This is a genomic window from Streptomyces sp. NPDC057950, from assembly GCF_042887295.1.
Taxonomy (GTDB): Bacteria; Actinomycetota; Actinomycetes; order Streptomycetales; family Streptomycetaceae; genus Streptomyces; species Streptomyces kaempferi.
On the sequence record NZ_JBHVPP010000020.1, the window covers coordinates 164,515 to 178,232 of the forward strand.

The 13,718-nt window shown below is 68.4% G+C and carries 9 protein-coding genes and 2 pseudogenes; 3 read left to right on the top strand and 8 right to left on the bottom strand.

The annotated features are described in order from the left end of the window. Positions 1-246: 246 nt before the first annotated feature. Complete coding sequence (locus ACFVTC_RS30125) at positions 247-2,727, bottom strand: SpoIIE family protein phosphatase (RefSeq protein ID WP_390131643.1); 2,481 nt, start codon at positions 2,725-2,727, stop codon at positions 247-249. A 469-nt stretch (positions 2,728-3,196) separates the two neighbouring features. Next, complete coding sequence (locus tag ACFVTC_RS30130; RefSeq protein WP_390131644.1) at positions 3,197-3,601, bottom strand: RidA family protein; 405 nt, start codon at positions 3,599-3,601, stop codon at positions 3,197-3,199. Positions 3,602-4,155: 554 nt separating this feature from the next. Here ACFVTC_RS30130 and ACFVTC_RS30135 point away from each other — a divergent pair. Further along, complete coding sequence (locus ACFVTC_RS30135) at positions 4,156-5,007, top strand: NmrA/HSCARG family protein (RefSeq protein WP_390131645.1); 852 nt, start codon at positions 4,156-4,158, stop codon at positions 5,005-5,007. 297 nt (positions 5,008-5,304) lie between these two features. Here the strand turns inward: ACFVTC_RS30135 and ACFVTC_RS30140 are convergent, their stop codons facing one another. Then, positions 5,305-6,201: an RNA polymerase sigma-70 factor gene (locus ACFVTC_RS30140; RefSeq protein ID WP_390131646.1), complete on the bottom strand. Its 897-nt coding sequence runs from the start codon at positions 6,199-6,201 to the stop codon at positions 5,305-5,307. 657 nt (positions 6,202-6,858) lie between these two features. Here ACFVTC_RS30140 and ACFVTC_RS30145 point away from each other — a divergent pair. Both ACFVTC_RS30145 and ACFVTC_RS30150 read left to right on the top strand, forming a co-directional pair. Continuing rightward, positions 6,859-7,164 (top strand): annotated as a pseudogene (locus ACFVTC_RS30145) (FAD-binding protein); the annotation flags it as partial. A 130-nt stretch (positions 7,165-7,294) separates the two neighbouring features. Continuing rightward, complete coding sequence (locus ACFVTC_RS30150) at positions 7,295-8,041, top strand: SDR family oxidoreductase (protein ID WP_390131647.1); 747 nt, start codon at positions 7,295-7,297, stop codon at positions 8,039-8,041. 396 nt (positions 8,042-8,437) lie between these two features. On the opposite strand, the gene ACFVTC_RS30155 is transcribed toward ACFVTC_RS30150, so the two are convergent. From ACFVTC_RS30155 to ACFVTC_RS30175, 5 genes and pseudogenes are all read right to left on the bottom strand, one after another. Further along, the gene (locus tag ACFVTC_RS30155) at positions 8,438-9,436 is read right to left on the bottom strand and encodes a sigma-70 family RNA polymerase sigma factor (protein ID WP_390131648.1); all 999 of its coding nucleotides are present in this window, start codon (positions 9,434-9,436) and stop codon (positions 8,438-8,440) included. Positions 9,437-9,671: 235 nt separating this feature from the next. Beyond that, positions 9,672-9,881: pseudogene (locus ACFVTC_RS30160) on the bottom strand (NAD(P)/FAD-dependent oxidoreductase); the annotation flags it as partial. A 922-nt stretch (positions 9,882-10,803) separates the two neighbouring features. Continuing rightward, positions 10,804-11,652, bottom strand: coding sequence for a ketose-bisphosphate aldolase (locus ACFVTC_RS30165; RefSeq protein ID WP_390131649.1), 849 nt, complete (start codon positions 11,650-11,652; stop codon positions 10,804-10,806). 113 nt (positions 11,653-11,765) lie between these two features. After that, the gene (locus ACFVTC_RS30170) at positions 11,766-12,689 is read right to left on the bottom strand and encodes a DMT family transporter (RefSeq protein WP_390131650.1); all 924 of its coding nucleotides are present in this window, start codon (positions 12,687-12,689) and stop codon (positions 11,766-11,768) included. Beyond that, positions 12,682-13,686, bottom strand: coding sequence for a BadF/BadG/BcrA/BcrD ATPase family protein (locus ACFVTC_RS30175; RefSeq protein ID WP_390131651.1), 1,005 nt, complete (start codon positions 13,684-13,686; stop codon positions 12,682-12,684). The genes ACFVTC_RS30170 and ACFVTC_RS30175 overlap by 8 nt, the downstream gene beginning before the upstream one ends. Positions 13,687-13,718 lie beyond the last annotated feature (32 nt).

The window sequence follows — 13,718 nt, forward strand, 5'->3', positions numbered from 1 at the left end:
CGATCGGCCGGGACAGATGCAAGAACATCAGGGGCGTCGCTGTGGAGCAGGACAGGCCGGACTTCGGTTTTGACGGCACGCGGTGCCGCGGCCCTGGCTTGGTCCAGAGGGCTCGTATGGGCCCTGAACGGTCTTCAGTTGGGAGTCGCCCTGCGAATGTGTGGCCGGGCAATGGGGTGGCAGGGCAATGGGGTGGCAGAGCCGGCAGTCGTAGGTGTGTGGCACCGGACGCCGTCTTCTCCTTGTTCAGGCGGCCTGTAGCGGACGTGATCGGCTGCAGGCTCCGCCGGGCAGTTCCTGTTCGGCCCAGACGACTTTGCCTTTCGGAGCCGGCCGTGACCCCCAGCGGCGGGAGAGCTGGGCGACCAAGAACAGGCCGCGGCCGTTCTCGTCTGTGATGCCGGCGCTGCGCAACTGGGGGACGCACACGTTCGTGTCGGATACCTCGCAGGTCAGGGCATTGTGCTCTTTCAAGGACAGGGTGACCGTGCCGGCTCCATGGCGTACGGCGTTGGTGACGAGCTCGCTGACGATCAGCTTGGTCGAGTCCGTGAGGGCGTCCAGACCCCAGGTGTGGAGCTGACCGCCCACCAACTGCCGTGCCTTGCGCGAGGCGTATTCATCGCTGGGCAGCGTCCAGGAGGCGGCCCGGTCGGTGCCGAGTGAGCAGGTGCGAACCAGGAGCAGGGTGACGTCGTCGCACGACGTCTGCTCCAGGAAAGACTCCGTCGCGCGGTCGCAGAGGTCCTCCAGGGCCCGACCCGGCTGGGCGAGGGCAGCGCCCAGGCTGTTCATCCCCTCGTTGATGTCGCGGTCGCGGGACTCGACCAGGCCGTCGGTGTAGAAGGCGATGAGGCTTCCTTCAGGGAGTTCCAGTTCCACCGACTGAAAAGGGTCACCGAGACCGAGACCGAGACCGAGCGGGGCTCCGGCCGGCAGATCCGGGAAGGTCACCCGGCCCTGTGGATCGATGATCGCGGGTGGGGGATGCCCGGCCCCGGCCATGGTGCACACGCGGGTGGCCGGGTCGTAGACGGCGTACAGGCAGGTGGCCCCCACAACCGTCGCCGTGCCGTCCGCAGGCTCGCAGTCCTCCTCCTCGACCAGTCGCTGGATCGTGTTGTCGAGACGGGACAGCAGCTCGGCCGGTGGCAGTTCCAGATCGGCCAGGGTGCGGACGGCGGCGCGCAGGGTGCCCATCGTCGCCGCGGCGTGGAGACCGTGCCCGACGACATCGCCGACGACCAGGGCGACGCGCGCTCCGGACAGCGGGATCACGTCGAACCAGTCGCCACCGACGCCGTGTTCCACGTCGGCCGGCAGGTAGCGTGAGGCCGTCTCGACGGCTATGCCACCTTGCAGTCGACGGGGGAGCAGATTGCGCTGCAGGGCCAGGGCCGCAGTCTGCTCGCGCGCATACCGGCGCGCGTTGTCCAGCGCCCGCACGGCGCGCCTGACCAGCTCCTCAGCCAGCAACAGGTCACCCTCATGAAACGGTGTGGGGTCCTCCGTACGCAGGAACAGCACCACACCCAGAAGGGCGTTCTGCGCACGGATGGGGAGAACCATCAGCGAGTGCACCCCGCAGGAGCGGGTCTTCTCCCCAACAGCCGGAACGTGATCCATCCATGTCCCCGGTGCTCGGTCGAGGATCGGTTCCAGGTGAGACCTGCCCGTGTTCCGGACCGCGGCGAACGGCGAGGCCTGCGGCACGGTGACCGGCCCCCCACGCACCCATGGCGATTCCGGAACCCCTGCGTGGATCGAGGCTTGCCCCGCACGGCGCAGAGCCGGACGCTGTTCGCCCGCCGAAGCCGCACGGACGGTGGAACGGTCACCGGACGGCGTCGACTGCTCCAGATCCACGGCGACGAAGTCGGCGAGCAGCGGTACCGCGAGTTCGGCCAGTTCCTGGCTGATCCGCATCACATCCAACGTCCCGCCGAGCCGCGCTTCGGCCTCTCCCACCGCAGCGAGGCGCTCCCGAGCCAGACGGCTCTCCGCGGGGTCGGCACTGACCAGACATGCCACCAGCGATTGACCGTCGGCCCCCTGGAGGCAGTGGAACGACGCTGCGAGCGGGTACCCCCGGCCTTTGCCCACCGGCATCCACGTCCGGTATTCATGCACCTTGGTCGTGCCGCTCCGCAGCACCTGTCGCGTCATGGCCTCGAGCGCCTCCGACCTGGGACCGGGAGCGACCTCGGTCAGCCGGCGGCCGAGCCGCTGGTCACAAGGGATGCCGTCGTGCTCCGCCATCACGTCGTTGGCGTACACGCACCGTAGCTGCGGGTCGCGCACAGAGACTCCGATCGGTACGCGGCCCAGGAGTGGTCCACTGACCAGGCTGCTCATCGTGTCCCCGGCGAGAGGGCCGGTGTCCACCATCGAGACAAACCACCGCACCGCTCCGGCCAGGCCGCGCAGCATCGTGATCCGCAAGCACGCCTCGATCGTGCGTCCGTGCTGATCACGCACGGCTGTGGTCCCCGACCAGCCATTCTGGGCGCGGCAGTGCTTGACGAAGTCCGATGTGCTTTGCCCCTCACCGAACAATGGCAGCACGAGTGCGGCCGAACGCCCTACGACGCCTTCTGCTGAACGCCCGACGAGGTGTTCGGCGGCCTGTGTCCAACCGACGATGGTTCCCTGCTCATCCAGCATCGCGAGCGCCGTGTCGGGCATGTCGAGCCCACTTGACGCCTTACCGAAAGTCACGGTGTTCATCGAACCGTTGTCCTTGCTCGTGTGGGGACTGGGCCGCGCGGAGGATGGGGTCGAGGGTGTGCCGCACTTACATGAACGACCGACTGAAGCCGCCGTTTGTGACAAATGACCCAGAATGCGCAGAATATTCGCCTCCGGTGGGGCCCGAGTGCGGGGGATGGGCGCTCGAGTGACTGATCCCCCACCTGTTCTCGGCGCCAGACCGTGCTTGTCCCGAGAGCCGAGCCGGATCTCCCGGGAGGGTGTGTCACGAGCCTCATGCGTAACCCGGCGCGCACGGGCTGTGCGCGCCGGGCCGGTCCGGAAATTCGTCTCGAAAGACTGGTGCTGGTGCTGGTGCCGGTGCCGGTGCCGGTGCATGGGCGGCGGTGGCGGTGGCGATGAGCAAACTGTCGCGCCTGCCCCCCGTGCCGCGCACAGTCGGACGACTGGTGTTCGGGTTGGGACGAATCCTCGGACCGGCTTTGCCTTATCGCGCCAGGTCGAGACGGACGACCGCCCCGATCTCGACCAGCTGGTCGGGGAGCGCGAGATCGGTTACGCCCATGACCGTGCTCGTGGGGCGACGCTCGCCGCAGTACGCGGCGTGAAGCCGGGCGACGGTGTCGAAATGGTCGCGCAAACCCCTGACGAGGACAGTGGTCTCGACGATCTGCTTGCGGGTGGCACCGAAATGCTTGAGCACCCTGTCGAGGTTGTCGAAAGTCGTGCTCATCTGGAGCTCGAAGTCGCCCTCCCCGAGGAAAGTCCCGGTGCTGTCGTGCGACAGCTGCCCCGAGATGTACAGCGTGTCGCCGGCCCTCACGGCCTGGCTGTATCCGTAAAGCGACTCCCACGGCATACCGAAGGCGAATTCTGTGGACTGAGCTGTCACGGCTCTCTCCTCGATCTCATCTGGCCCCATCCGCGTGGACAGGGGGCGACATCTGAGACCAGAACCGGACCGTAGGTGTGACGACGCCCCGCGCGGGCGTCGGCGGACCGCCCGTGCCGCGGCCCGCCGTGAGCCGGGATCGCGGCAGGCAGTAATGGGCGTAAGTGGAATTTCCAACATCACGGGTGTCGGCCCGAAGCCCAGGACCGGCGTGGATTCCGGACCAGCGTCACGCACGTCCATAACCATGCAGCGGTGCGGGTGTGCGGCAGGTAGGGCCCAGAAGCTGGTTGACCGGTTCAACGGTTAGGGGGCCCGCGGGGGCGACATCCCGGCGACGGCGCGCGGGGATGTCACAGCCTCATGGGGCGGCCGGTCATCGAAGGGATGGAAGGGCGCTGCTGCCACATGACGGAGGCGCACTGCCATGGCAGGGCGCTCAGGTGGCCACCTGCCGCCGCCCATGCGCACGCCCACGCCGAGCGGCTGAAAGCCGCCTTTTCGCCGCCATTGACGGTCCACTGCGGAGCAGTGGAAACGAAAGGAACATTTCTATGGTCGACCAGCCGATCCTGGTGCTTGCTGCAACCGGTGGCCAAGGCAGCGCTGTGACCGACGCGTTGCTACGTCGTGGTGCCGCCATTCGGGCGATGGTTCGAGAACCGCGACGTGAATCCGCACGCCGATTGGCCGATCAGGGCGTCGACGTCGTGGCGGGTTCCTTGAGCGACCGCGGATCCCTCGCCGCAGCGATGGACGGGGTGTCGGCGGTCTTCGCCTACACCACGCCCTTCGAAAGCGGGGTGGACGCCGAGGTGGCCCAGGGGCGGGCGATCGTGGCAGCTGCCGACGAGAAGCGAGTCCCGCATTTGGTCTTCAGTTCCGTGGCCGGAGCCGGACAGGAAAGCGGCGTACCGCACTTTGACAGCAAGGCCCGCATCGAAGGCGCACTGACCGCCGGGGACGTGCCCTTCACGATCCTCAGACCGACGTACTTCTTCGACAACGCTCTCGGCGGGACGGAGCGCATCCTTGACGGGGTGCTTGACCTGCCGCTCGCCTCCGACAGGCCGCTGCAGCAGCTTGCCCGCGCCGACCACGGCGCATTCGCGGCCGAGGTGCTGCTCGACCCCGCTCCCTATGTGGGAAAGCGTATCGAGCTGGCGAGCGATGCGCCCACCCCCGCGCAGATGGCAGCCGCGCTGGGGGACGCCCTGGGCCGGGAGGTCAGGCATGAGCATGTGCCACTGAAAAGCATCGGCAACCCGGACATGCACGCCATGTGGACGTTCCTGAACGGACCTGGCTACCGGGTCGATATCCCTGCCCTCCACGCGAGCCATCCGGAAATCGCCTGGACCACGTTCGCCGACTGGGCGCACGTCAGGTTCGGTGTTACACACTGAGCCCGGACCTGCCGCAGGTGGGCATGTGGAAGCGCTCGGCTTGGTTTCCGTAGCACCTGCGCAGGCGCCGGCCCAGCAGTCATGACGAGGCGTGGCCGACCCACCGCGGGGGTGACCGAACGGGGAGCGTCGTGGACGTGATGGCGCTCGCCTGTGAAGCGGCACACGCCGCGGTCGACTCCGCAGCCATACACGCGTCCTCTTCGGCGCGGAGTCGGCCGGGTGCCGCAGGTGAAACTTGCGGCAGGGATGCGGGGCCCGACTCTCGACGGGCCGGTTGCCATGAACGCCGCCTGTTCAGGCGGGCACCGCGGCCAGCTTCATCGGGTTCATCATCCACAGCAGCCGGTTGATGCCGTCCGGGGCGACCTGTACCGAGACGGCGGCGAACACGACCCCGTCGCGGGAAAGAACCACCGCCGCCCGGCCGTTGATCTCGATCGGGTGCACCGTGGCGTCGGCCCAGAACCGGTCGGCGAAGGCGTGGCAGTAGGCCGCCACACGTTGTCGGCCCACGACGGGGAACTTCGACGCCCGGACGACTCCTCCACCGTCGGCGTACGAAACGATGTCCGCCGCGAACAGTTCCTTGAGCGCGGCCACGTTTCCCGCCTGCGCGGCGGCGACGAACGCCGTGAGGAAGCGCTGATGCTCGGCCGACTCGACACTCGCCCGCTTTCCCGCGGCGAGGTGCTTTCGCGCCCGGCTCACCAACTGCCGTGTGTTGGCCGGCGTCTGGTCGATGATCTCCGAGATCTGCTGGTAGGGGTAGTCGAATGCTTCCCGCAGCACATACGCCGCGCGTTCCGTGGGGGTGAGCTTCTCCAGCAGCATCAGCACCGCGACTTCCAGCGCCTCCCCCTTGACGGCTCCCAACGCGGGGTCGCCGCTGGTGTCGACCGGTTCCGGCAGCCACGGTCCGACATACGTCTCACGGCGGACCCTGGCCGACTGCAATACGTTGATCGCGAGCCTGGTCACGGTCGTGGTGAGAAAGGCATGCGGGTTCTCCACCTTCGACCGGTCGTAGGTCTGCCAGCGGATCCAGGCCTCCTGGAGGATGTCCTCCGCGTCGCCGGCACTGCCCAGCATTCGATAGGCGATGCCGAACAAGCAACCACGGGCGTCACCAAACGCCTTTTCGGCCTCCTGAAGGCTCCGGGAATCATCCGCGGGATCGTTCGTCGACGGCATTCCTTGCCCATTCTTGCTGCTCAGCGGGTCCGCTACCGAAGGCCGGCGGCACCTTCCCGACCGTGTCCACCGGCGCTGCGGGCCCTTTCCTCGGCGGTCAGGCCGCCGCGGCCGCCGGCTGACCCGCTTCGGACGGGGCCTGGTCGTCGGCCTGGCCTGTGGTGTCCTTTTCCGATCATGGCGCTGCACCTCCGTAGATCGGTATGTCCAAGATTTGCACGACTACCGAACAGTCAGGGACGGAGACACACCGCATGTGTGCAGGCACCGGCGACCGCGCTCACGGCGCCACCGGCGACCGCGCACGAGATCCACGAAGCGCCTTGGTGCGCGGTCAGCCCACGGTGTCTGTACTCCGCGGGCCATGCCACGAGCAGCCCGCGCACGTCCCTCGACGCATCGTCGCGCGTGGCGCGTGGCCCCCGATCCGGCCGCTGATCAACTCTGGGCCGGACATGGACAGGCGCTCCCGGCCGGCCCCGGCGTACCCCTGGACTGCGCCCTTTCCGGACCGGAAGCGGCCCAAGGAAGACGCCCACACGGTACGTGCCGACGGAGGTGTCAACGCAGCACCGGCCACGATGGACCGAGGACGGCTGGCAACAGCACGCCGCCGACACGCTCAAGGAGAGCTGTCTGCCTGCCGATGCCCTCACCGTGCGGCCCGAGGACCACGGCACCGACGTCCGCGGCCTGTACGCCATCGGCGAGGCATCCGGCGGGCTGCACGGCGCCAACCGCCTCAAGGCCGCCACCCCGGCGGCGCGCGCCACGCTCGAATCGGCCCTCGAACGCCGCGAGACCCGTGGTTGCCACAACCGCTGCGGCTACCCCGATGGACCCCGCCCCGCAGGTCGATCTCCCCTGGTCCCCGGCGGCAGCGATCACCCACGAGAGCATTCCGGCCACCCCCGAATCGAATCGATCTCCTCTCTGATGGTGGACGTATCTACCGAGGGAAAGCACGAAAGCACGCCGAGTTACCCCCCCCGAGCCCGCGCGCCCCGAGCGTGGACGCCGGGCCCCCTGTCACAAACATCGTCACTGCCCGGTCTTTGCCGGTACGCAGAGAACTTCCCGAAAGGATCCCCTCATGAAGGCCGTAGTCATCGGCGGAACCGGGCTCATCGGCTCGAAGGTCGTCCGCAAGCTCAACGACCACGGGCACGACGCCGTCCCTGCCTCGCCCAAGACGGGCGTCAACACACTGACGGGAGAGGGCCTTGCCGAGGTGCTCCAGGGCGCGCAGGTCGTGATCGACGTCTCCAACTCGCCCTCGTTCGAGGACGAAGCCGTGATGCACTTCTTCCGCACCTGCACCACCAACCTCCTTCAAGCGGCTGAGGAGGCCGGTGTCACCCACTACGTGGCGCTCTCCATCGTCGGCACCGACCGGCTCCCGCAAAACGGATACTTCCGCGCCAAGCTGGCCCAGGAGGAGCTGATCAAGGCGTCGGGCCTTCCGTACTCCGTCGTGCACGCCACGCAGTTCTTCGAGTTCATGAACGGGATCGCGGACTCGGCGACCGAGGGTGACACGGTGCGCATCGCTCCCGTCAAGTTCCAGCCCATCCACTCCGACGACGTGGCCACCGCCGTCGCCCGCACGGCGGCCGGCGCCCCGCTCCACGGGACGGTGGAGATCGCCGGCCCCGACACGTTCCGGTTCGACGAGCTGGTCCGCGACGTACTTACCGCCCAGAACGACCCCCGGACGGTCGTCGCGGACCCGCACGCCCCGTACTTCGGGTCCGAGCTGCAGGATGCCTCGCTCGTGCCCGGTGCCGGCGCGCAGCTCGCCGAGACCCGGTTCGCCGAGTGGTTCGCACGGCAGAAGTGACGTCCGCGGGTGGCCCCTGTCGGAGGGCAGGGGCCACCGGCATGCGGGCGGCGGTTTCACCCCGCCTCCCGCGTACGTCTGCACCGGCTGCCCCGGCCGGGGCAGCCGGTACGCAGGAGCCGCACTCGGCTTGTCCTGCGCGGGCCCCGAAGAGGGACCTCCACGCAGAACTACGCCTCAGGGCGCAGGCCCCTGCGGGCATGGACGTTGCGGGGCGGAAGGAGCCGGAATGGAATGCGCCTGGCGCCCACACGCGCCGACGGCTTCGAGCGTGGCCTGCGCATCCTGGGACGCCGCCGGGCTCGTAGCGCGCTACGACGACCAAGCCGCAGCCGGCGCCAGTCCTCGGTGTCCTCGGTGTCCTCGGTGAACGGATCGGACACGTCCGGGCGGTCCTCAATCCTGACAAACTCCGCCGCCGGAAGCACGCCGCCACCCTGGCGCCTCGACGACCTCGGCCCGCCCACCGGAAGGACCACGACCGCCGGGTCCGAGCAGGCGAAGACGCGAGTCGAGGAACGCGGCGATCTTTCCCGGGTTCCACAGCCACATCAGTGTGTGGATGCCGTCGGGCGAGGCGGCGACCGCCAAAAGCGTGATCGGCACGCCGTCCCGGTGGATCATCACTGCGGTGCGTCCATTGGCCTCGACGCACCTCGGGTCCGCATCCCGCCAGAACCCCGGGCGTCCCATCGCCAGGTTCGCCACGCGCGTCCGCCCGATGACGGGAATCCGCGCGGCCCCCCGGACACCGTTGCCGTCGGACAGACTGGCGGTGTCCGACGTGAGGTGCGCCTCCAGAGAGGCGACGTCACCTGTCCGTGCCGCCGAGACGAAGGCCTCGACAAGACGTCGGTGCTCCGCCCTGTCCACGGTCTCCCGCCGTTCGGCCAGGAGGTGTTCGCGAGCCCGGCTCACGATCTTCCGTACATTGACGACGCTGAGTCGGAGGATCCCGGCAATCTCCGGATAGCCGTAGGCGAACGCCTCACGCAGCACATAAGCCGCGCGCTCAGTGGGGTTCAGCTTCTCCAGCAACAGCAGCAGCGCCATCTCCACACCCTCCGCACGCTGCGCGCCCACCGCGGGATCCACGCTGGTGTCGACGGGCTCGGGCAGCCACGGACCGATGTACGTCTCCCGGCGCATCCGCGCAGAAGTTGCGACGTTGATCGCCGCACGGGTTGTCGTGGTCGTGAGAAAGGCCACCGGGCTGACCACCGCGGAGCGATCGGTCCTCTGCCAGCGCAGCCACACCTCCTGGACCACGTCCTCCGCCTCGACCGCGCTGCCGAGCACACGGTACGCGATGCCGAAAAGACGTGGCTTGAGCTCCACGAAGACAGAAGCCGCCTGCTCAAGATCATTTGCCGCAGGCGACAGCTCGAAATGCATGATTCTGAGGTCTCCGATCCCTCCCCCCGCTGTCAGTACCAAGACCCCCTGACTCGTGGCCGTCACGGCTGTACTCACCCGAAGTGGCCACTGCCCCCCTCATCTCCCTCGTACCGACCGGGAACGACCCGCTTCTGTGACAGGGTTGGAGCGCGGATTCGCACCGACCGGCCGCCGCAGGAGCCGGACCAGGTGCTTGACCGGTGATGACGCGCAGTGGGAGGGCGGAGGTGGCTCAGACTGCCGTGCGAGAACCGGCAGGGCGCTCCTTGCGGCGTCGAGGATCGCCGCCGGCGACGACTGCGTCCCGTTGTTGCTGCACGAAGGCGAGGGAGACGAGATCCCGGCCGAACACGGCGGCGGTGAGTCGGACGGTGAGCACCCGGACCTTCCCTTCGCACGTGGGTACGGCCAAGACGTGGTAGCCCCGGTGCGTCGGCCAGGCGAGGCGCAGTGACAGTACGAACAGGATCCCGCTCAAGGCATACCCGTCCGGGACCCGCGGTTGGCCCTCCACCAGTTTCGCCCTCGGCTTGGGCGGCAACGGCTCGATGAGCGAGCACAGTTCGTCCGAGACGATCCACGGCCGCGACTCCGGCAGCCAGGTCAGCCCCTGAGTCCCAATCGCCGCAGGCTGTTCCGGGCCGGCGACGGCTTCCTCTTGGTCATCGACGGCTGGCCCGGCAGTCCTATGGACCCCGGTTCCCGGTCGCGGAGTTGTTGGAGGACAGCACCGTACGACAGCTTCGCCGAGGTATGGCGCGACGAGATCCGAACTCCTGCGCAAACGCGTTCTGTTGGGTGGCGCTTGAGTGTCGGGCATGCGGTGCCTGTGCGAGGCCACCGTTGCTCGCCGACCCCCATGCGCACGGAAATGGCCACCGACGCGATCAGGGCCGCCGACGGGAATTAGACGCGAGCATGACAAAAAGGTGTTATGAAGCCGGAAACGGTGGAACGGGGCCAGTGAGGCCCGCCTCGCCGTCTTCCGACGGGCACCCCGCGACCACGCTCGGAGACGACGTTCCCACCTCGGCCAGATCAGCCCCATCGCCTGCGAACAGCGATCAATCAGGCCGGCCGCCGCCGCATGACAACCGGTGTCCACCATCAGGGGGAAGCCCTGGTCCGGGTGGTGCACGCGGACGGAAAACCTGTCGACGAGCACCCGGCCAGGGCCATCTCCCAGCTCCTCGGTCGGCCAGAACGCGGCGAATCGGCACCCCGTCCGCGGCTTGCTCCGCAGCGATCGCGTCGAGGGGGACCCGCACGAGCACGGCTCGGGGCGTCATGGCGCGCACTCGCAGCGAACCGGCGAGGACACCGACGACTCGGGTTGAGCTGTCAGGACCGCCGGCCGGTGGCGGTCAGTGAGCGATCATCGTGAGGATGCTGTGCACGGTGGCTGCTACGGCGTCGCGGGCCGGGCCCAGGTATTTGCGGGGGTCGGTCAGCGCGGGCAGTGTGTCCAGCGTGTCGCGCACGACGCGGGTCATGGATATGTTGAGCGCGGTCCCGATGTTGATCTTCACGATGCCGGCTCGGACCGCGGAGCGGAGCTCGCCGTCGGGTACTCCGGAGGAGCCGTGCAGCACCAATGGGACCGGAACCGCTTCTCGGAGCCGTTCGATGAGTGCGTGGTCCAGCGTCGCCGACTGTTCGGTCATGGCGTGGCTGCTGCCCACCGCGACCGCCAGGGCATCCACGCCCGTACGCGCGACGTAGTCGGCGGCTTCCACCGGGTCGGTGCGCACCCCTGCGGCGTGCGCGCTCGCGGGGGAGTCGGGTTTGCCGCCCACGTATCCCAGTTCGGCTTCCAGCCAGAGCCCTGCCTTGTGAGCCCATCGGGCCGCCGAAGCGGTGGCGGAGACGTTCTCGGCGTAGGGCAGTGCCCCGGCGTCGAACATCACGGAGGAGAAACCGGCGTCGGCTGCCTGGTGCAGCAAGTCCACGTCGGTGACGTGGTCGAGGTGCAGAGCGACCTCGACCGTGCTTGACCGGGCCATCGAGGCCGCCGCCAGAGCGAGCGGAAGGAGCTGGCCCCTGTGATATCGCACGGCGTTCTCGCTGATCTGCAGGATCACGGGACGTTCGGCTGCCTCGGCGCCCGCGATGATGCCCTCTGCGTGTTCCAGAGTGATGACGTTGAAGGCGGTGACGCCACGGCCCTCGGTCGCGGCGTGGGCGACCAGATCGCCGGTGGGGGCCAAAGACATGTGCGTGCTCCTCGCGCGGGAAATGTTTGAACCTGCGATATCGGTCCGGCGGCTCGGATCAGGTCGGCCTCGTGAGGACGTGCCGTGATCCGAACCGCCGGTGCGCCAAGGGCCTACGAGCCCGCCATGGGTGCCGATGGATCCCGGACCTCGGGCTCCTCCTCGCGCTTCTCGTCGGCGTACACCATCAGAGTTGATCCGCCGAGAGCGAGGACGATGCCGATCGTCCCCCAAATCGTCGGCAGCGTCTGATAGATGACCAGCGACAGCACGATGGTGAGGACGGGTGCCAGGGCATTGGTGACCGGTGCGACGACGCTGGCCTTGCCGCGGCTGAGCGCCATGACGAGGAACAGCGCGCCCACGGCGTTGAGGACCTGGGTGCCGGCGGTGAGTGCCGGAGCCTGCCACGGGGCATCGGGCAGGCCGCCCATCATGAGGAGGGCTACGGGGACGAGCAGCAGACCGCTGATGGTCATCCAGCCGAACGTGGTCGCGTCGTTGACGTCTGCGAGGGCGGCCTTGCGCATGAAGAACGCCTGTGCGCCCCAGGCGACGCAGATGAGGATGGACAGCAGCAGCCAGGAACCGGTGCTGGCCGAGCCGTGGTCGCCTGCGGGGATGCTGATGAGCACGATGGCGATCAGCGCGGCGACCACTCCGATGACGGCGAGTTTCCCGATCCGTTCCCTGAGCAGAGCCACGGCCATCAAGACCGTGATCACTGGGGAGAGCGAGACCACCGGGAAGATCAGGTACGCGGGGCCGTTGGACAGCGCCTGGAACAGGAGGAGTTGGCCGCCCGCACCGGTGAGTCCCGCCGCGAGCCCGTACAGCGCCGCGATCGGGCGGCGGTCGAACCGCTGTCGGCGCAGCGCGAACGCGGCCGGCAGGAGCATGGTGAAGGCCCAGATGACGTAGATCATCTCGTTCGGATAGCCGTACCGTTCGGTGGGCTGGCTCGAGAAGGCTCCCCAGACACCCCAGAACAGCACCAGCAGACCCGCGTACAGGATCCAGGTTCGTTTGTCACGCATGGCGGTTCTCCGTGGTGGTGATCTCCGAGGTGGAGCGCAGAGCGGCGAGCGCCGCAGCGTCGAGAGGGGTTCCGGCGAGTTTTGCCGCGTAGATCGCCGCGCCGACCATCGGCTCGAACAGAGGCTGACGCAGTTCGTAGAGGGCCGAGCTGCTGCGGAGTTCGGTGGTGAACGCGTCGAGTACGGCGGCCGACTGGAAGACACCGCCCGAGTAGGACACGGGGACGGGCTCGGTGGCGGAGAAGTCCAGAAGGCGTCGCGCGCTGTCCACCAGCAGCGCCAGTTCCTGCCCGGCCTGGGTGAGGACGGCGGCTGCTTGCAGGTCGCCCAGCCCGGCCGCCTCGGCGACGAGAGGACTCAGCGAGGCGATCTCGCTCCGGTGTCCCTGCCACCGGTTGAGCACGACGTCGATCACCTCGAGGTCCGTGGTCAGATCGAGATGGCGGCGCAGGACTCCTGCGAGTGGCCCCTCGGGCAGCCGGCCGTCACTCATCCGGGAGAACACGTTCAGCGCACGGGCGGCGATCCAGTACGCCGATCCTTCGTCGCTGAACAGTTCGCTCCATCCGCCGGTGCGAACACCGCGGCCGTGCCGCTCGCCGTAGGTCATCGATCCGGTGCCGCTGATGACGTTGATGCCGTCCACCGCGCCGAGCGATCCGGCCCAGCCGCAGATCATGTCGTTGTCGCAGGCGTAGCGCTGGTGTCCCAGCACCCGGCCGGGGACGGCGTCGAGCGCGGCGATGTCGCCCGGGACCTCTCCGTACCCGGGCAGGCCCAGGAACGCGTAGTCGATGTCCGCGTGCGTGATGCCCGCGGCCTCGGACACGGCCCGGATTCCCTCTTCCAGGACCTGCGCGACGTGCTCGACGCCGCCGGTGGCGTTGTCCGCAAAATAGTAGGCACCCTCTGCGACGGCTCGGGCCCTGATGGTGCCCGCACGGTCGATGAGGCAGAAGGCTGTTTTGGTGCCTCCGCCGTCCACACCCAGAAACATCGTTGTTCCTCCGCTCGGCTTTGTCTGAACGC